Origin of the sequence: Xanthomonas sp. WHRI 10204, from assembly GCF_040202875.1 — a bacterium.
Taxonomy (GTDB): domain Bacteria; phylum Pseudomonadota; class Gammaproteobacteria; order Xanthomonadales; family Xanthomonadaceae; genus Xanthomonas.
Genome location: NZ_JBEGDW010000002.1, coordinates 902882 through 921855, shown reverse-complemented (window position 1 = coordinate 921855; position 18974 = coordinate 902882). Strand labels below are relative to the sequence as shown.

13 protein-coding genes, 1 tRNA gene, 1 other RNA gene and 1 pseudogene are annotated in these 18974 nt (G+C 63.3%); 13 read left to right on the top strand and 3 right to left on the bottom strand.

Translation table 11 applies throughout. The features are described from left to right. Positions 1-30: 30 nt before the first annotated feature. The 5 genes from mltG (at position 31) to ABQZ00_RS14720 (ending at position 3559) form a co-directional block, all read left to right on the top strand. Positions 31-1104 carry an endolytic transglycosylase MltG gene (gene mltG / locus ABQZ00_RS14740; RefSeq protein WP_323537946.1) on the top strand — a complete coding sequence of 358 codons (1074 nt, stop codon included), beginning with the start codon at positions 31-33 and terminating at the stop codon, positions 1102-1104. Beyond that, positions 1101-2060: a DNA polymerase III subunit delta' gene (locus ABQZ00_RS14735; RefSeq protein ID WP_115527253.1), complete on the top strand. Its 960-nt coding sequence runs from the start codon at positions 1101-1103 to the stop codon at positions 2058-2060. Before mltG ends, ABQZ00_RS14735 begins: the two co-directional genes overlap by 4 nt. Next, positions 2057-2410, top strand: coding sequence for a PilZ domain-containing protein (locus ABQZ00_RS14730; RefSeq protein ID WP_003483889.1), 354 nt, complete (start codon positions 2057-2059; stop codon positions 2408-2410). Before ABQZ00_RS14735 ends, ABQZ00_RS14730 begins: the two co-directional genes overlap by 4 nt. A gap of 321 nt (positions 2411-2731) precedes the next feature. Then, positions 2732-2806, top strand: a tRNA-Val gene (locus ABQZ00_RS14725). Positions 2807-3232: 426 nt separating this feature from the next. Continuing rightward, a complete protein-coding gene (locus tag ABQZ00_RS14720) occupies positions 3233-3559 on the top strand; it encodes a hypothetical protein (RefSeq protein ID WP_104617099.1) in 327 nt (108 codons plus the stop codon). 241 nt (positions 3560-3800) lie between these two features. On the opposite strand, the gene ABQZ00_RS14715 is transcribed toward ABQZ00_RS14720, so the two are convergent. Next, complete coding sequence (locus ABQZ00_RS14715; RefSeq protein ID WP_323537947.1) at positions 3801-5891, bottom strand: MAC/perforin domain-containing protein; 2091 nt, start codon at positions 5889-5891, stop codon at positions 3801-3803. A 251-nt stretch (positions 5892-6142) separates the two neighbouring features. After that, the gene (gene prpR / locus ABQZ00_RS14710) at positions 6143-7729 is read right to left on the bottom strand and encodes a propionate catabolism operon regulatory protein PrpR (protein ID WP_323538340.1); all 1587 of its coding nucleotides are present in this window, start codon (positions 7727-7729) and stop codon (positions 6143-6145) included. A gap of 145 nt (positions 7730-7874) precedes the next feature. Here prpR and prpB point away from each other — a divergent pair, with 145 nt between their 5' ends. The 8 genes from prpB to ABQZ00_RS14670 all read left to right on the top strand — a co-directional run bounded on the left by prpB (position 7875) and on the right by ABQZ00_RS14670 (position 18580). Further along, complete coding sequence (gene prpB, locus ABQZ00_RS14705) at positions 7875-8771, top strand: methylisocitrate lyase (protein ID WP_055846320.1); 897 nt, start codon at positions 7875-7877, stop codon at positions 8769-8771. A gap of 72 nt (positions 8772-8843) precedes the next feature. Then, positions 8844-9998, top strand: a complete 1155-nt coding sequence (gene prpC, locus ABQZ00_RS14700) for a bifunctional 2-methylcitrate synthase/citrate synthase (RefSeq protein ID WP_055845804.1) — start codon at positions 8844-8846, stop codon at positions 9996-9998. Positions 9999-10240: 242 nt separating this feature from the next. Continuing rightward, the gene (acnD, locus tag ABQZ00_RS14695; RefSeq protein ID WP_323537948.1) at positions 10241-12835 is read left to right on the top strand and encodes a Fe/S-dependent 2-methylisocitrate dehydratase AcnD; all 2595 of its coding nucleotides are present in this window, start codon (positions 10241-10243) and stop codon (positions 12833-12835) included. 188 nt (positions 12836-13023) lie between these two features. After that, complete coding sequence (locus tag ABQZ00_RS14690) at positions 13024-13407, top strand: hypothetical protein (RefSeq protein ID WP_349777721.1); 384 nt, start codon at positions 13024-13026, stop codon at positions 13405-13407. Between the two features lie 116 nt (positions 13408-13523). Further along, complete coding sequence (prpF, locus tag ABQZ00_RS14685) at positions 13524-14723, top strand: 2-methylaconitate cis-trans isomerase PrpF (protein WP_323515345.1); 1200 nt, start codon at positions 13524-13526, stop codon at positions 14721-14723. A 417-nt stretch (positions 14724-15140) separates the two neighbouring features. Beyond that, positions 15141-17357: a TonB-dependent receptor gene (locus ABQZ00_RS14680; RefSeq protein WP_323537949.1), complete on the top strand. Its 2217-nt coding sequence runs from the start codon at positions 15141-15143 to the stop codon at positions 17355-17357. A 75-nt stretch (positions 17358-17432) separates the two neighbouring features. Further along, complete coding sequence (locus ABQZ00_RS14675) at positions 17433-18443, top strand: nucleoside hydrolase (protein WP_323537950.1); 1011 nt, start codon at positions 17433-17435, stop codon at positions 18441-18443. A gap of 60 nt (positions 18444-18503) precedes the next feature. Next, positions 18504-18580: non-coding RNA, sX9 sRNA (locus ABQZ00_RS14670), on the top strand. Between the two features lie 27 nt (positions 18581-18607). Here the strand turns inward: ABQZ00_RS14670 and ABQZ00_RS23865 are convergent. After that, positions 18608-18799 (bottom strand): annotated as a pseudogene (locus ABQZ00_RS23865) (hypothetical protein); the annotation flags it as partial. Positions 18800-18974 lie beyond the last annotated feature (175 nt).

Below are 18974 nucleotides of genomic sequence, written 5' to 3'. Positions count from 1 at the left end.
TATCCTGCGCGGCGCTAGGGCAATGACGAGGTGGGTGTGGCGGTGACTGGCAAACGCGGATGTCTGGCCGTGCTGGGCACAGCATTGCTGCTCGTAGCGCTGCTGGCGATTGCCGCGCTGGTGGCATGGCGGCATTACCTGCACTTCGCGCAGACGCCGGTGAGCGCCACGGCGCCCAGCGTGGTGATTGCGCCGGGCGATTCGCTCAGGGCCACCTTGCGCAAATTGCGCGAGGCCGGCATCGCGCAAGGCACCGATCTGGAATGGCAGCTGCTGGCGCGCCAGGTCGATGCGGCCGGCAAACTCAAGGTGGGCGAGTACGCGTTGGCGCCGGCCCTGTCGCCGCGCGAATTGCTCGGTCGCATGCGCCAGGGGCGGGTGATCCAATACCGTTTCACGATCGTGGAAGGCTGGAATTTCCGTCAGTTGCGCGCCGCGCTGGCCACCGCCACGCCATTGCAGCAGACCATCGGCACCCTGGATGACGCTGCGTTGATGGCGCGGGTAGGTGTTGCCAATCAGCATCCGGAAGGCCGCTTCCTGCCGGAGACCTATCTGTATCAACGCGGCGACAGCGATCTGGATGTGCTCAAACGCGCCCATGCGGCGATGGACAAGGCGCTGGCGCAGGCCTGGGAGCAGCGCGCCGCCAACTTGCCGCTGACCTCGCCAGAGCAGGCGCTGATCCTGGCGTCCATCATCGAAAAGGAAACCGCGCTGGGCAGCGAGCGGCCGTTGATCGCCGGGGTGTTCCTGCGTCGCCTGCAGCTGGGCATGAAGCTGCAGACCGACCCCACCGTGATCTACGGCATCGGCAGCAGCTACGACGGCAACATCCGCCGTCGCGACCTGACCACCGATACCCCTTACAACACCTACACCCGCACCGGCCTGACCCCCACGCCGATCGCCATGCCCGGCCGCGAGGCGCTGCTGGCAGCGGTGCGCCCGGCACCCGGTGATGCGCTGTATTTCGTGGCTGTTGGCGACGGTACCGGCGCGCATGCGTTTTCGGCCACCCTGGCCGACCATAACGCGGCGGTGGCGCGCTACCTGCAGCGTCGCCGCCTGCCGAACATGCCGCAACCGGAGCCCACGCCATGACCGCCGTGTTTTCGCCCTGGCAGCAGCGCGCCTTCGACCAGACGGTGGCAGCGCTGGACGCCGGCCGGCTCGGACACGGGCTGCTGATTTGCGGCCCGGAAGGGTTGGGCAAGCGCGGCGTGGCGTTGGCGCTGGCCGAGCACGTGCTGGCCAGCTCGCCGGACCCGGCGTTGGCGCAGCGCACGCGGCAATTGATCGCCGCCGGCACCCATCCAGATCTGCAGCTGATCTCGTTCATTCCCAATCGCACCGGCGACAAGCTGCGCACGGAAATCGTCATCGAGCAGGTGCGCGAGGTGTCGCAAAAGCTGTCGCTGACGCCGCAGTACGGCATCGCCCAGGTGGTGATCGTCGACCCGGCCGATGCGATCAATCGCGCTGCCTGCAACGCCTTGCTCAAGACCCTGGAAGAGCCTTCGCCGGGCCGCTACCTGTGGCTGATCAGCGCGCAGCCGGCGCGTTTGCCGGCCACCATCCGCAGCCGTTGCCAGCGTCTGGAATTCAAGCTGCCGCCCGCGCACGAAGCGCTGGACTGGTTGCTGGCACAAGGCATCAGCGAGCGTGCCGCGCAGGATGCCCTGGACGCTGCACGCGGCCACCCCGGGCTGGCCGCACAGTGGTTGCGCGAGGATGGCCTGACGGTGCGTCGCGCGGTGGCGCAGGACCTGGAGCAGATCGCCAGCGGCCGCGCCGGTGCGGTGGAGGTTGCGCAGCGCTGGACCAACGACGGCCAGGCTGATCAGCGTCTGCGGCATGCCGCCGACCTGGCGTTGGCGCAGGCCTCGGCCGGCTTGACCGATCCATCGCGGTTGCACAAGCTGGCGACCTGGTTCGACGCCGCCAATCGCACACGCGACCTGCTGCGCACCACCGTCCGCGCCGACCTGGCAGTGACGGAATTGCTGCTGGCCTGGCGCGAGGGAGCGCACCAGGCACGTTCTAGGGGAACTCGATGAGTGCAATGAATGCACGCCAAGGCATTTTGTCGCTGGCGTTGAAAGACAAGCCGGCGCTCTACAGCGCGTACATGCCGTTCGTGAAAGGCGGCGGCATCTTCGTGCCCACGCCCAAGCGCTACATGCTGGGCGATGAAGTTTTCCTGCTGCTGACCCTGCCCGATTCCAGCGAGCGCCTGCCGGTGGCCGGCAAGGTGATCTGGACCACGCCTGCGGGCGCGCAGGGCAACCGCGCCGCCGGCATCGGCGTGCAGTTTCCGGACGGCCCGGAAGGCGAGGCGGTGCGCAACAAGATCGAAACCCTGCTGGCCGGCCTGACCACCTCGGATAAGCCGACGCATACGATGTGATGCGGTTGTTGTTGGACATGCGGCCGGCCGCCGCACAACTACACCGGCAGGGTTGCCACTGATCGCAGTGCGCTGACTGCGGTGTAGGTGAGACTCCTGTCATGGTGGGAATGAGCCATCAGGAGCCAGGCAAGTGATCGGCTTGGCGCTAAGTCCAGCCAGTTAACGTGCGTGATGCCGGGCAGAGAGGGGCAGCGCCGTCGGCTGGCGGGATGAGGCCGGCGTCTGCAAACTGCCGTGGTTTTCAGTAGGCACCCACCGGGTCGAACGCGGCTGTTGACGATTGCTGCAGCTGCCCTATAATGTGCGGCTCGCGTCACCGGGCGGTTAGCTCAGCGGTAGAGCATTGCCTTCACACGGCAAGGGTCACAAGTTCGAACCTTGTACCGCCCACCATGAATTCAGAGTCAGATGAAAACCGGCGGAAGCCGGTTTTTTTCTTTGCCGCAATGTCGTAGCGGCTACATGGATGGGTGATGCGATAGCGCCGCAGCCCTCATTCTTATGCAGCACTCGGTAGCCACTGCCACTCACTCAGCGGCATGCATGCTTTGCAGTGGTTCGCGTTGGCGCGAGACATCGCGATTTAGCGTTTCTTGCGCGTTCGATCAGGACTCGCCATCTGCATGGCTTGGACGCTGCGGTTAATCGATTGCGCCAGTGATGAATCCGTGTGCCAGGGTCGCTGTCTCACATTTGGTAGTGGCGCTGCATTGCATTTCGAGAAGCGGTGCACGTAAGCACTTTTCGCTAGGGTCGGTGCCTTGCGAGCTCGACAGGGACTTGCCATCCTGCAAGGCCCCGGATCTAGATGGAGTGGCGATGAAGACGCTGCTTGGAAGTGCGCTGGTTGCGATGTTGTTGTTGGCCGGGTGCGCGCGCGATGTTGGCGAGCAGTACGTGGGCAAGTGGGTCAATGTGAAGTCGCAGAAGAATGTGCTGAGCATCGAGCACAATGGCGAGAGCTTCATCATTCGCGATACCACGCCGGAGCTGTTCGGTAGTGGCGTGAGGACCCGAAATTATCCGGCGCTGCTGACCAAGGGTGTGCTGCAGGTGTCCAGCGGCAGCGGCACGGTCAACTATGCGATCGACGAGGCGACGGGTCGATTGAGCACGGGCGATACCGAGTACACGCGGATCAAGTGATCGCTACATGCGTGGTCGACAGTCTCTCCAATAATTCAGGCCGCTCGCAGACACCTCAGTGTCACGTTTGGCCCTTTTCATGAATGCGATGTGGGTTTGATCGTTGTAAACGGCATGGATGTGTTGCCCATTGCAGTACTAGCGGAGCGTGGATGCATCACTGCGGTCGTGGTTCGAGCCCCGGGGCCGAATCCACCGACTCCAGCGCCAGCAGCGTCATCTGCTGCTGGCGCATGCGAGGCTACTTTGGTGAGGCGATCATCGCTTGGTAGAGGGCGTTGATTGCATGAAACCGGGGTGCTATCTCGATGGCGGAGCGCTTGGCCCTCTGCACGTCCACATGCCACGACATGCCGCGCAAAGACTCCTGCTTGAAGCTCATGCGCAGTTCGCTTTCCATCAGGCCGCCAGAGGTGACCTCCCAGGTGCCAGGTGGAGAGAAGGCGGTAAAGATCGAGATGTAGGTGATGACTTCATCCTGATTGAGTTGCACGGCTTGGCCAGAGGAAAGGCTGGTGAACTTCCAATCCTCGCTGACCTGCCAGGGCATCTCCTCGGCCGTGCTGCTCCCGGGAAGGTTGGCAATGCCGAATGAGGCCCGGATCGAATCGGGACCGCGTTCCTGTAGTCGAGCGCGATCTTTGAGCAGGTTGATCAGATTGTCGTGCTTTGCATATTCCTTTTTGATCTCCGCTTCCAGGAGTTGCCTGAAGCGATTTGCAAACTTTCTCCAGCGCTCACGTAGTGGAGCATCGAAAAACTCCCACACGGGCAGGCAATTGTCGTATCCGATGATGTCCCAGTTTGTCGGATCCTCCAGCGACTTGATCCACTCCGCAGGCGACTCCGCCAGTCCTGCAGCGCCACCGATCATATGCAATCGCCTGCTTGCGCTCTGCTTGCTGTTGCTGTTGGCTGATCCTTTTTTTTCTGTATTGCCGACTTGGGTTTGCGCGTTGACCTTGACGCCTGCCTGCTTGGCCTCGGCGGCGACCTCCTGCTCGAAGGTGACTTTCTTTTCATCCTCGATAGAGGTCAGCGTTTGGTCGCTCTGCATCTGGTCCTTGATGGTGATCTGCCCGCCAAGTAAATACGTCCTGGGAATCATGGCGCCCTTGGAGCCAAGCACACGTAATACGTTTTCAAAGACTTGTTCTGGATCTTGCGGGCGTTGATCAGCGAAATTTGCACTTGCATCGAGGGTGTCCAGTGCATTCTCGAAAACGGACTGAATATCCGCAGACACATGGATCAGTTCGCGCGGAAGGGTGATCGATGCCTTGGTCACCCGGCGCACGGACGATACATGCACCGAGCGCTCTCGCTGCTTGGTCAGCTGCCGGTTGCTACTCTGGTACGAGAAGTGGTCTTCCCCACCGACCATGACACCATCCACGCTGCCTTCGGCGCCCGCAGAGTAAACCAGCTTGAACGCCGATGAGCCGTGCAGGTCGCGCAACAGCAAGGACTCGCTGGCCCAGGCATCCTTGATGTCTTCGCTGCGCACATTGATTCGAATACTGGCTTGCAGTGCCTGATTGACTGCGGCGCTGTCGGCGTCAGGGTCATGCGGCAACCTTAACGCAATGGCATCGTCCTTGAGCGACAAGGCGTTATCGGCCATCACCAACAATGGGAACTTCCCCCGCCGGCGTGCAGCGTCGAACACCGAAAAAGCGGTATGGGTACCGCTAGGGCTCTTGATCACCTCGCCGCCTTGCAGAGCGGCCTTCCATAGCTCTTCGAAGGACTTGAACGGATCTGCCTCCAGCTTGCCCTCCAAGGGCTTCGGCGCGTCAACCACGAATGCTTGCTTGCCGACCTTGTTTGCCGGCGAAGGCGTTGACGTGGGACTTGCTGCGGGTGCCGGTGGTGTGGATGCGCCACGGCCTCCGGAAGTCGGTGCGCTCGTTGGCTTGCTTGAAGTGGGTGCCGGCTTGCCCGTTGTGGGCGCGTTCGGCCCTGCCTGGCTGGATGGGCTGCGACTGCTGCTGTCGGCGTCTGTCTGCTTGCCTGCACGGGGCGAGATTGCTGGCGTGGTTGCTTTGGAAGCGGTGCTTGGCTTGGCCGAGCTTCTGGCCGGTTTTGCCGAGGTCTTGGCGTTCGGCAATGCCGCGATCGTGATCTTGCCGTCGATGGCGATCAGGCTGGCGAGGATGCCTCGCTCCGACTCAACCGGCAACGCATCGTCCATTTTCAGGAACTGCCATGTTGGTGGAAGCGAGAGACCAAGGTCGGCAATGTCTGCCCTCAGTGCCTGCAGCGTTTTTCTGGCGATGTCGATCGGTGTCTCGCTGACGGCATTCCCGTTGAGGAAAATACGTGTTTTCACAGCTACCCTCCTGGTGTAATCGTGCGATCGCCCAAGGCGGTGGCATGCATCTTGAGTGCTGTTGCGATGCCATGGGCCAATCGAGCATAAGGCGTTGCGTTCAACGCATGCGGTCGCCGTCGGCATCAATCGCTTCGGTGATGTATCGCTGTGCGCACGAGCGAAACTGAAGCGTGATACGGTTCCGGTTCGATGTGCGAGCGCAAGTGATGGCGGTCACGCCATCCAGCACAGCGCCGCATGTGCTTCGCTTAGTGACCGTCGCGCATCCAGCGCCACAGCGTAGTACGTGATATGCCTAGTGTCTGGGCAGCGACAGCGCGATTGCCATTGGCGCCATCGAGTGCCGCGCGGACCGCAGCAGCGGTGAACTGCAAACGGGAGCTCGTCAGATCGGTGTGCTCAGGTGTCGCGTCGCGGTTGGCGAGCGGTGTATCGACTATTTCCGGCGCCCAGCGCTGGAGTTGTTCCAGGCTCAGGTGGTCGTGCGCTTGTGCCTTCCAGTGAATGCATAAGCGTTCAACGAGGTTGCGTAGTTCGCGCACATTGCCCGGCCATGCATGCTGTTGCAGCCGTTGCAGCGCTGCTGGCGACAATGGCGATGCGATGCTGCCCAGTTGCTGGAAATAATGCGTCAGCAGCATCGCAATGTCGTCGGGGCGGTGGCGTAACGGCGGCAGTGCGATGCGTAGTGCGTTCAAGCGATAGAACAGGTCGCGGCGAAAGCGCCCTTGTTCGACCAGGGAATGCAGATCCTGCAGGCTGGCAGCGACCACGCGCACATCCACTGAAACTGGCACGGTGGCGCCGACGCGCAGCACTTCGCGCTCTTCCAGCACGCGGAGCAGGCGCGTCTGTAGCGGCATCGGCAATTCGCCGATTTCGTCTAGAAACAACGTGCCGTCCTGCGCGGCTTCGATCAGGCCGGTGTGGCCGCCGCGACGTGCGCCGGTGAAAGCGCCATCGCTGTAGCCGAACAATTCCGCTTCCAGCAGCGATTCGGTGATAGCGCCGCAATTGATCGCGACAAAGCGGCCACGCCGGCGACTGCCGGCATGCAGTTGTCGGGCGACCAACTCCTTGCCGGTCCCAGTCTGGCCGCTGATCAACACGGTGCCCGCGTGCGGCGCATACAGCTGCACCAGCTCGCGGACGTGCACCATTGCCGCGTCGTCGCCGAGCAGCGCGTCGCTGCGGCGTGTCCGTCGTGCGTTGCTGCGGGCGGTTGGGCGTTCCTGGCTGGAAGCAGTGCCTAATGCGATGGCGTTTTCCAGTGCGTGACGGACCGAATCTGCCGAATACAGCAGCACGCCGGGCAGGCCGGCCTGCTCGGCGAAATCGATCGCCATGCCGGTACCCACGATGACCTGGATACCACCGGCGCGCAGGTCGGCAATGCAGTCGCGCGCGTCTTCGGCAGTGACGAAGCGGCGATGTTCGATGTCCAGGTCGAAGCTGTGCTGGAAGGCGTGGAACGAGGGAACGTCGCTGGCATGGGTCACCACGCCGATGCGTGGCGCGATGCGGCGCGCACGCGCCAACGCCTCCATCAGGTCGAAGCCGGTGGCCTGGATCGGAGCCAGCGGCAACGCGAGCCGGCTGCGCAGGTAGGCGGCGTTGGAGCCGCCAGCGACCAAAACGTCGCAGCGCTCGCGGCGCAGACGCTGGCCGATGACGTCCACGGCGTCGGCAAAGCCAAGGTTGATCTGCTCGATCCGCGCGCGCTGGTCGAATTCGGGGATGACATCGGCAAGCAGGCCGGTCAGTCGCGACACGCTGACGGTCCAGATCACCGGTGGCGATGTGTCTGCCGGGTCGGCCGGGGAGGGGTTACGCATCGGGTTTGGCGTGTTCCATTGGTGTTTCATGTTGCGCCACGTGTTACATATTCGCAACGATTCGCTGGCGGTGCTCAGTGTAATCAAGCGCTTGCGATTGGCACAGGGTTTGCGAACTATCCGTTATCCCATCCCAGGAATCGCCATGACGTCCTCGCCCATTTCTTCCGCCGGTACCCGCTTCCGCGCGGCGCTGGCCGCCGAGTCGCCGCTGCAGGTCATCGGTGCGATCAATGCCAACCATGCGCTGCTGGCCCAGCGTGCGGGGTATCAGGCCATCTATCTCTCTGGCGGCGGCGTGGCGGCGGGTTCGTTGGGGCTGCCGGACCTGGGCATCAATACGTTGGAAGATGTGCTGATCGATGTGCGCCGCATTACCGATGTGTGCGGGTTGCCGCTGCTGGTGGACGTGGACACCGGCTTCGGGCCGAGCGCGTTCAACATCGAGCGCACCATCAAATCGCTGATCAAGGCGGGCGCGGCCGGTTGCCATATCGAAGACCAGGTCGGCGCCAAGCGCTGCGGGCATCGACCTGGCAAGGAGATCGTCAGTCAGGGCGAGATGGTGGATCGGGTCAAGGCGGCGGCCGATGCCAAGACCGACCCGGCGTTCTTTCTGATCGCGCGGACCGATGCCATCCAGATGGAAGGCGTGGACGCGGCGATCGAGCGCGCCATCGCCTGCGTGGAAGCGGGCGCCGATGGCATCTTTGCCGAGGCCGCCTACGACCTGGACACCTACAAGCGCTTTGTCGATGCGGTGGGCGTGCCGGTGCTGGCCAACATCACCGAGTTCGGCAAGACGCCGCTGTTTACGCGCGACCAACTGGCCGCTGCCGGCGTGGCGATCCAGTTGTTTCCGCTGTCGGCATTTCGTGCGGCCAACAAGGCCGCCGAGGATGTCTACACCGCGATCCGGCGCGATGGCCATCAACAAGCGGTACTGGAAACCATGCAGACGCGCGAAGAACTGTACGAACGCATCGGCTACCACGACTACGAACAACGCCTGGATGCACTGTTTGCACGCAAAGGCGCATGATCGCCGCTTGCTGCGTCCACCTGGTCACTCCTCCGTGACACCGCAACACGCCACAGCTTGGGAGCTCATCGCATGAACGACACCACCATTCCCGGTTTCAAGCCGAAAAAATCCGTTGCCCTGTCCGGTACTGCTGCAGGCAACACCGCGCTGTGCACCGTGGGGCGCAGCGGCAACGATCTGCACTATCGCGGTTACGACATTCTGGATCTGGCAACCACCAGCGAGTTCGAGGAAATTGCGTACCTGCTAGTGCACGGCAAGTTGCCCAATAGCGGCGAATTACGCGGTTACAAGGCCAAGTTGCGGTCGCTGCGTGGCGTGCCGGCTGCAGTGAAAGCGGCGCTGGAGCAACTGCCGCCGTCGGCACACCCGATGGATGTGATGCGCACCGGCGTCTCGGTGCTGGGCTGCCTGCAGCCAGAAAAAGACGACCATAACCATCCGGGCGCGCGCGACATCGCCGACAAGCTGATGGCGTCGTTGGGCTCGATGCTGCTGTATTGGTATCACTACAGCCACAACGGCAAGCGCATCGAAGTGGAAACCGATGACGATTCGATCGGTGGGCATTTCCTGCATCTGCTGCACGGGTTTGCGCCGAAGGATTCATGGGTGCGTGCAATGCACACCAGCCTGATCCTGTATGCCGAGCATGAGTTCAACGCGTCCACGTTTGCATGCCGGGTGATCGCCGGCACCGGCAGCGATATGTACAGCGCCATCGCCGGTGGCATCGGCGCGCTGCGCGGACCCAAGCACGGCGGCGCCAACGAAGTGGCCTTCGAAATACAGAAGCGCTACGACACCCCGGATGAAGCGGAAGCCGATATCAAGGCGCGCGTGGAGCGCAAGGAAGTGGTAATCGGCTTCGGCCACCCGGTGTACACGGTGTCCGACCCGCGTAACAAGGTGATCAAGGACGTGGCGCGCGAGCTGTCCGATGCGCAGGGTAGCCGCAAGATGTACGACATCGCCGAGCGCCTGGAAACGGTGATGTGGGACATCAAGAAGATGTTCCCCAACCTGGATTGGTTCAGTGCGGTGAGCTACCACATGATGGGCGTGCCGACTGCGATGTTTACGCCGCTGTTCGTGCTGGCACGCACGGCCGGTTGGAGCGCGCACATCATCGAGCAGCGCGTGGACGGCAAGATCATTCGCCCGTCGGCCAACTACACCGGGCCGGAAGATCAGGTCTTCGTGCCGTTGGATCAGCGCGCCTGACTGTGTGGGCGGCGCTGGCCCTCATCCGCCCTTCGGGCACCTTCTCCCGCTTGCGGGAGAAGGGCGCCGCAGCCGCGCTGCAGTAGCAGCGGCGCCGGATAGCAGCACCGCAACAGCAACGCAATAGCAGCACCGCAACCGCGCCGCATTAGCAGCGGCGCCGGATAGCAGCACCGCAATAGCAACGCAATAGCAGTACCGCAACCGCAAGAAACCTCGCCCGCCTTGTGATATCGCCAGCCATGAACAGCCAGTACCGCAAGCCCTTGCCGGGCACCTCGTTGGAGTATTTCGATGCACGCGCCGCAGTGGATGCGTTGCAGCCGGGCGCGTATGCAACGCTGCCATACACCGCGCGCGTGCATGCCGAAAACCTGGTGCGGCGCGCCGAGCCGCAGATGCTGGAGGCCTACCTGCGCCAGCTGATCGAGCGCAAGCGCGACCTGGATTTCCCGTGGTTTCCGGCGCGTGTGGTCTGCCACGACATCCTGGGGCAGACCGCGCTGGTGGATCTGGCCGGCTTGCGTGATGCCATCGCCGAGCAGGGCGGCGACCCGGCGCAGGTCAATCCGGTGGTGCCGGTGCAGTTGATCGTCGATCACTCGCTGGCAGTGGAATACGCCGGTTTCGACAAGCAGGCCTTTGCCAAGAATCGCAGCGTGGAAGATCGCCGCAATGCCGATCGCTTTCACTTCATCGAATGGACCAAGCGTGCGTTCGAGAACATGGAAGTGATTCCGCCGGGCAACGGGATCATGCATCAGATCAATCTGGAGAAGATGTCGCCGGTGATCCACACACTGGATGGCGTGGCGTTTCCGGATACCTGCGTGGGCACCGACAGTCATACGCCGCACGTGGATGCGTTGGGTGTGATCGCCGTGGGTGTGGGCGGGCTGGAAGCGGAGACCGTGATGTTGGGGCGTGCGTCGTGGATGCGGTTGCCCGACATCATCGGCGTGGAGTTGTTGGGCCGGCCGGCGCCGGGCATCACCGCCACCGACATCGTGCTGGCCTTGACCGAATTCCTGCGCCAGCAGCGCGTGGTCGGCGCGTATCTGGAGTTTTACGGTGCCGGCGCCAGCGCGTTGACCATCGGCGACCGCGCCACCATCTCCAATATGACGCCAGAATTCGGCGCGACCGCGGCGATGTTCTACATCGACCAGCAGACCATCGACTACCTGCAGCTGACCGGTCGCGAGGATGCACAGATTGCGCTGGTGGAAACCTACGCACGGCTTACCGGCTTGTGGGCCGACGCTCTGGTCACCGCGCAGTACGAGCGCGTGCTGCAGTTCGACTTGTCGAGCGTGGTGCGCAACATGGCCGGCCCGTCCAACCCGCACAAGCGGGTGGCGACCACCGAGCTGGCAAACCGCGGCATCGCCGCTGCGTGGGAAGACGTGCCAGGGCAGATGCCCGATGGTGCAGTGATCATCGCGGCGATCACCTCGTGCACCAACACCTCCAATCCACGCAACGTCATCGCGGCTGGCCTGCTGGCACGCAACGCCAATGCGCGTGGCCTGACCCGCAAACCTTGGGTGAAAAGTTCGCTGGCGCCCGGCTCCAAGGCGGTGCAGCTGTATCTGGAAGAGGCCGGCTTGCTGAGCGAGCTGGAGCAACTGGGCTTCGGCATCGTGGCGTTCGCCTGCACCACCTGCAATGGCATGAGCGGCGCGCTGGACCCGGTGATCCAACAGGAGATCATCGACCGCGACCTGTATGCGACGGCGGTGTTGTCGGGCAATCGCAATTTCGATGGGCGCATCCATCCGTATGCCAAGCAGGCCTTTCTCGCCTCGCCGCCGCTGGTGATCGCCTATGCCATCGCAGGAACGGTGCGCTTCGATATCGAAAAGGATGTGCTTGGCATCGATGCGGATGGCACACCGATCACGCTGAAGGATCTGTGGCCGAGCGATGCGGAGATCGATGCGGTGGTGGCGCGCAGCGTCAAGCCGGAGCATTTCCGCAGCGTCTACGACCCGATGTTCAAGCGCAGCGTCGGGCAGGGCGCACGCGTGAGCCCGCTGTACGACTGGCGCCCGACCAGCACCTATATTCGCCGTCCGCCGTATTGGGAGGGCGCGTTGGCCGGTGTACGCACGCTGCATGGCATGCGCGCGCTGGCGGTGCTGGGCGACAACATCACCACCGATCACCTGTCTCCCTCCAACGCCATCATGGCCAGCAGTGCGGCCGGCGAATACCTGGCGCAAATGGGCGTGCCGGAAGAAGACTTCAATTCTTACGCTACCCATCGCGGCGACCACCTCACCGCGCAACGCGCCACCTTCGCCAACCCGAAGTTGGTCAACGAAATGGCCGTGGTGGATGGGCAGGTCACCGCCGGTTCGCTGGCACGGCTGGAGCCGGACGGGCAGGTCGTGCGCATGTGGGAAGCGATCGAAACCTATATGACGCGCAAGCAGCCGTTGGTCATCATTGCCGGCGCCGATTACGGGCAGGGCTCGTCGCGCGACTGGGCGGCCAAGGGCGTACGGCTGGCGGGCGTGGAAGCGATCGTGGCCGAAGGCTTCGAGCGGATCCATCGTACCAACCTGATCGGCATGGGCGTATTGCCGCTGGAATTCAAGCCGGGGACCGATCGCAAGACACTAGGTATCGACGGCAGCGAAACATTCGACGTGATGGGCGAGCGCGCGCCAGGCGCAACGCTGACGTTATCGATCCATCGCCGCAACGGCGAGCAGCTGCAGGTGCCGGTGATCTGCCGTCTGGATACTGCGGAAGAAGTGGCGATCTATGAAGCCGGCGGCGTGTTGCAACGGTTTGCACAGGATTTTCTGGAAGCGAGCAAGGTGGCGTAGGCATCGCTATGTCTTCGACACCACGATTGATTTTTATGTTGAAGCCGCCGCCGGACGTGCTTGACTTGATGTCTGGCGCGGTTGCTGCTCATGGCTTTGACACGGCACTTGGGGGGACGCTCTTCGAAGTGTGTAATTGGCATCAATCGCTGAGTGACAGATATGAGGGCGTGGATGCGCGTGCGGCCATGCTGCGCGCTGGGAGCCGCGTCGATGCCGCCGCAGTGACGTTGCGCTTGAATCGCATCACCACCTCCGGCGCAGGTCCGTTGCATTGCGCGTTTCGGGCATATGGCGCGCCTTCCGAATTCACCGCGCTGCTTCAGGCGGTTGCCATGGCGCTGCAGGCAGAGCGGCTACCGCCTGGAGGCGGACATACCCCGCATATCACGATCAGCTACAAGGCGCCCACAAAGCTGGACGCGCGTATTCCGGCGATCGTCTGGTACAGCGACACCTTGCTGCTTGTCGAAGCTGGGGGAGCGCCGTATCGCTACACGCCCATCGCGCAATGGCCATTGCGTCCTGCTGTCGGCTTGGGTGAGCAGGCGCAATGTTCGCTGCCGTTCTGAACGTCGAAAAACGGATCGGGCGTCAGCCACGCTCTCGTCTGCGCTAGCCATGCAAGGCGATACTGGTCCGCGTTGCGCTGACTGTCTCGCTACTTCGTTGCTTTCAAGGACCTTCCATGTCATTTGTTCCCCAACTCCGCATCCCCGCCACCTACCTGCGCGGTGGCACCAGCAAAGGCGTGTTTTTTCGCCTGCAGGATCTGCCGGTTGCCGCACAACAGCCGGGGCCAGCGCGCGATGCGTTGTTGCTGCGGGTGATCGGCAGCCCCGATCCGTATGCCAAGCAGATCGATGGCATGGGCGGGGCCACGTCCAGTACCAGCAAGAGCGTGATCGTCTCTGCCAGTGCGCGCGACGGGCACGATGTGGACTATTTGTTCGGGCAGGTGTCCATCGACAGCGCGTTCGTGGATTGGAGCGGCAACTGCGGCAACCTGTCGGCGGCGGTGGGGCCGTTTGCGATCGCCAATGGCCTGGTCGATGCGGCGCGGGTGCCGCACGATGGTGTGGCGACGGTGCGGATCTGGCAGGCCAATATCGGTAAGACCATCGTGGCGCACGTGCCGATGAGCGACGGTCAGGTGCAGGAAACCGGCGATTTCGAGCTGGATGGGGTGACCTTTCCCGCCGCCGAAGTGCAATTGGAATTTCTCGACCCCGCCGATGCGGCCGAAGGCGAGGGCGGTGCGATGTTTCCCACCGGCAAGCTGATCGATCAGCTGGAGATTCCTGGCCTGGGCACGATCGCCGCCACGCTGATCAATGCCGGCATCCCGACCATTTTCGTCAACGCGCATGACCTGGGCTACACCGGCACCGAGTTGCAGGACGCGATCAATGGCGATCCGCGTGCGCTGGCCATGTTCGAAACACTGCGCGCACATGGCGCGGTGCGGATGGGGTTGATTGCCAGCATCGACGAAGCCGCCACGCGCCAGCACACCCCCAAGGTCGCCTTCGTTGCGCCGCCCGCCGACTACACCGCCTCCAGTGGCAAGCCGGTGCTTGCTGGCGAGATCGATCTGCTGGTGCGTGCGATGTCGATGGGCAAGTTGCACCACGCGATGATGGGCACTGCCGCCGTCGCTATCGGGACCGCAGCGGCGGTGCCCGGCACCCTGGTCAATCTGGCCGCAGGCGGTGCGACGCGCTCGGCAGTGCGTTTCGGCCATCCGTCCGGCACCTTGCGTGTCGGTGCGGAGGCGACACTGGTGGACGGGCAGTGGCAGGTGACCAAGGCGCTGATGAGCCGCAGTGCGCGCGTGCTGATGGAAGGTTGGGTGCGCGTGCCGGGTGATGTTGCCAAGGTCGAGTGAACGGAAAACGGATGTGCGTGGGTAGATGTCTCCGATGGCGGGCGGAGCGGGCGCATCCACGCCGGTTTAGAAACCCGCGGGCGGTCCATGGCGCTTATCTACGCGCTCGTCAAACGGTGCGGGGGCAGTCGTCGTACGGGTTTTCGTGGGGCTCACGCGTGCGCCGCGACGTATGCCGTCGCCGGGTCTAGTGCAGCCAAGCCTGTTCATGCGGCCCATGTGCTGAGCACCGCTCGCTGAGACACACAACGCTCCAGCGCACAAATTGCACTGGGGTGTTGCATTAATTAGAACGCCATTTCTAATTATGAAAACTTTTTCGCACGGGCTCTGCCAAATTTGTGTAAATCGTGTTAATTCTGTTGCAACGCGGCATGGAAATCAGGCCGCTCCGCCAACCGAATTCGGAGTCTTCCCATGTCAGCCAGCCGGTCGCTCAAGATCAGCGCGCTTGCCGTTGCCGTCGTTTCCCTTCTGCCGCTCTACGCCGCCGCCCAGCAGGCGCCCAGCGCCGACGGTGTCGTGCGTCTGGATGCGGTCAAGGTCACGGTCGAGCGTCGCTCCGAAGACTCCAAGGATGTGCCGGTGTCGGCCAGCGTGTTGCGCCCGGAATTTCTGGACGCCATTTCCACCAGCGGCTCGGACATCCGCGTGCTGGCCGGCAAGGCGCCGAGCCTGAATATCGAATCGTCCAACGGCCGTGTGTTCCCGCGTGTGTACATCCGCGGCTACGGCAACACCGACTTCAATACCTACGCCTCGCAGCCGGTGTCGCTGATCTATGACGACGTGGTGCAGGAAAACGCCTTCCTGAAGGGCTTCCCGATCTTCGATCTGGAAGGCCTGGAAGTATTGCGTGGCCCGCAGGGCACCTTGTTCGGCCGTAATACGCCGGCCGGCGTGGTCAAGTTCAACTCGGTCAAGCCGACTATCGGCTCCAACGACGGCTACGCCAGCCTGTCCTATGGCACCTACGGCACCATGACGCTGGAAAGCGGCCTGAGCATCGCGATGGGCGAGCATTGGGCAGCGCGTCTGTCCACCCTGGGCCAGCGCCGCGACGACTGGGTCGAAAACCGCGACGGCCGCGATCTGGAAGGCTATACCGACTCGGCCGTGCGCCTGCAGTTGCTGTACCAGGCCAGCGACGATTTCAGCGCATTGTTCAACGCGCATGCGCGCCATCTGGACGGCACCGCGCGCCTGTTCCGCGCCAACATCATCCAGCCCGGCACCAATCAGCTGGTGGATGGCTTCGACGCCGAAAAATCCTTCATCGACGGCGCCAACACCCAGGAACTGCAGACCTATGGCGGCAGCGCCAACCTAACCTGGGACCTGGGCGACATCGCGCTGCACTCGATCACCGCCTATGAGGGCATCGGCAAGTACTACAGCCGTGGTGACATCGACGGCGGCTTCGGCGCGGTGTTCGCACCGCCGTCCGGCCCGGGCGCGATTCCGTTCCCGGTGGAAACCGCCGGCGGCATCAAGAGCCTGGACCAGTACAGCCAGGAACTGCGCGCCGAATCGCAGTACGAAGGCCCGCTCAACTGGCAGGCCGGCCTTTACTACTTCCACGACGATGTGGAAGGCGAAAACTACACCTACAACACCTTCAGCGGCGGCGATCTGGCCAGCTACCAGCTCACCCGCCAGCGCAATACCTCGTGGGCGGCGTTCGGCTCGTTGAACTACGCGGCCACCGATCGCCTGAACCTGCGCGCCGGCATCCGCTACACCTACGACAAGAAGACCTTCGACGTGCTGGCGCTGGATCGCGTCACGCTGGTCGAACCGTCCAGCGGCGAAACCGACAACTCCAAGGTCACCGGCGATTTGGCCGCGACGTTCTCCATCAACGACGACGTCAACGTGTATGCACGTGCCGCACGCGGCTTCCGCGGCGCCAGCTTCGGCGTGCCCTCGGGCACCGCGCCGCTGACCGTTGCCGAGCCGGAGACGGTGGATTCGTTCGAGATCGGCATCAAGTCGGATCTGTTCGACAACCGCGCGCGCCTGAGCTTCGACATCTACGATTTCCGGGTGAAGAACCAGCAGCTCACCGCAGTAGGCGGCGCCTCCAACGATGTGCGTCTGCTCAACGCCGACAAGACCAAGGCACGTGGCGCCGAGTTCGATTTCGAAGCGTTGATCACCCAGAACCTGCGCGTCACCGCCGGTGGCGCCTATAACTGGACTCGCATCGACGACCCGAACCTGTCGGTGGGCGTGTGCCGCACCTGCACCGTGACCGACCCGCTAAATGCGGCCGGCCGCGCGCTGATCGACGGTAATGACCTGCCGCAGGCGTCCAAGTGGATGGCCAATGCCACGCTGCGTTACGGCATCCCGATGGGCAACGACGGCGAGCTGTTCTTCTACACCGACTGGTCCTACCGCAGCGAAGTGAATTTCTTCCTGTACGACTCCAAGGAATTCACCGGCCAGCCGCTGGTCGAAGGCGGTGCCAAGATCGGGTACAACTGGGGCGCCGGTGCGTACGAGGTGTCGGTGTTCTGCCGCAACTGCACCAACCAGATCCGCGTGACCGGTGCGATCGATTTCAACAACCTCACCGGCTTCATCAACGACCCGCGCATCGTTGGCGCCCAGTTCCGCGCCAACTTCTGATCGGCATCGTTGTACGGTAGAACGCGAACCGCCGGCGAGCATGCCGGCGGTTTTTTTTTGCAGCAGGAGAAATAGATGCAACACAGATGGCAACGCACCTGGAGCATGCTGGCGATGTGGTGCCTCTGCGCCGCCGCGTGGGCGCAGACCCCCGCCGCGGCGATGCAGGGCACGGCTGCGCCTGCGCCGGCCGACAAGGTGGTGGTCTCCACCGATATCGGCGACGACATCGACGATGCGTTCGCGCTGGCACTGCTGTTGCGTCGACCACAGGTGCAGGTGCAGGTGCAGGTGCTGGGCATTGCATCGGCGTGGGGGGATACCACACTGCGTGCACAGCTGTTGCAGCGTTTGTTGCAGCAGGCCGGGCGCAGCGACATCCCGTTGGCGGTGGGCAAGCGCACCACCAGCACGATTGCCTTCAGTCAGGCGAACTGGGCCGCGAAAGGACAGCTGCCGAGCGGCTTGCCCGATGCAGCGACGATGATCCTGCAGCAGGCGCAGCGCTATCCGGGTGAGGTCACCTTGCTGGTGCTGGGCCCGATGACCGATGCCGCACTGGCGCAGCAACGCGACCCGGTGGGCTTTGCCAAGCTCAAGCGCATCGTGGCAATGGGCGGGTCGGTGCGGGTGGGCTACGGCAAGTCCGCGTATCGCCCGGCCAGCGCGCCGGCCGCCGAGTACAACATCGTTTCCGATGTGGCGGCCGCGCAGCGCGTGTTCGCGGCCGGCGTGCCAATCGTCCTGCTGCCGCTGGATGCCACCCAGATCACCCTGGAGGAACCCGAGCGTATCGCGCTGTTTGCGCACGGCGATGGCCTGACCGACGCGCTCACCCAGCTTTACTACCAATGGCGCAACACCGACCAGCCCTGGGCGAGCGCAACGCCGACCTTGTTCGATGCCGTGCCGGTGGCTTGGTTGCTGCGCCCCGAACTGTGCCCGACCACGCCGCTGCATCTGGACGTCGATGCGCAAGGCTATACGCGCGAGGTGCCGGGCACGCCGAACGTGCAGGCCTGCCTGCGCGCGGACAAGCCGGCGTTGATCGACCTGTACACGCGCACGGTGTTGCAGTTGCACTGAGAGCAGCGAACAAAAGGACTGCGCAACCGTCAGGCGGGCGCGGCCGGTGCTCGGTGCGGCATGTATCACGTGTGCATTCCGGTGCTGAGTGCGCCGTCCACACCTGCCTGACGACTGGTCGTTACGTTTTGCTCGCTGCTCTGAAGAGCAGCGAGCAAACGGAGTTAGCGCCTGCCTGGCGGTGAGCGCAGTGGTTTTGTTGGCTGCACTTTTGGGATGCAGTCAAACGCCTGGTTGGTCGAAGGCGCGGTGCCCTCACCGCTCGCGGGACACGCCGTACATCCGTCCGTGGAGGCGAGGTGGCGGCATCCATGCCGCCACACGGTCCCGCAAGCGGCGAGGACACCGCACCCGGAAGTTGGTCGGTAGTTGAGTAAAAAGCTGGTGGTCTTGTGAATTGCGGCTTGCTGGTGAGGGGCGCAGAACTGCAGGTGAGTTAGCGAGTCAGAAGCACACCATGCATTGCTTGCAACCCTGCACAACGACCATCTCGACTGGTCCTTGGCCGCCCCACCGTCGTGGGACCTTACG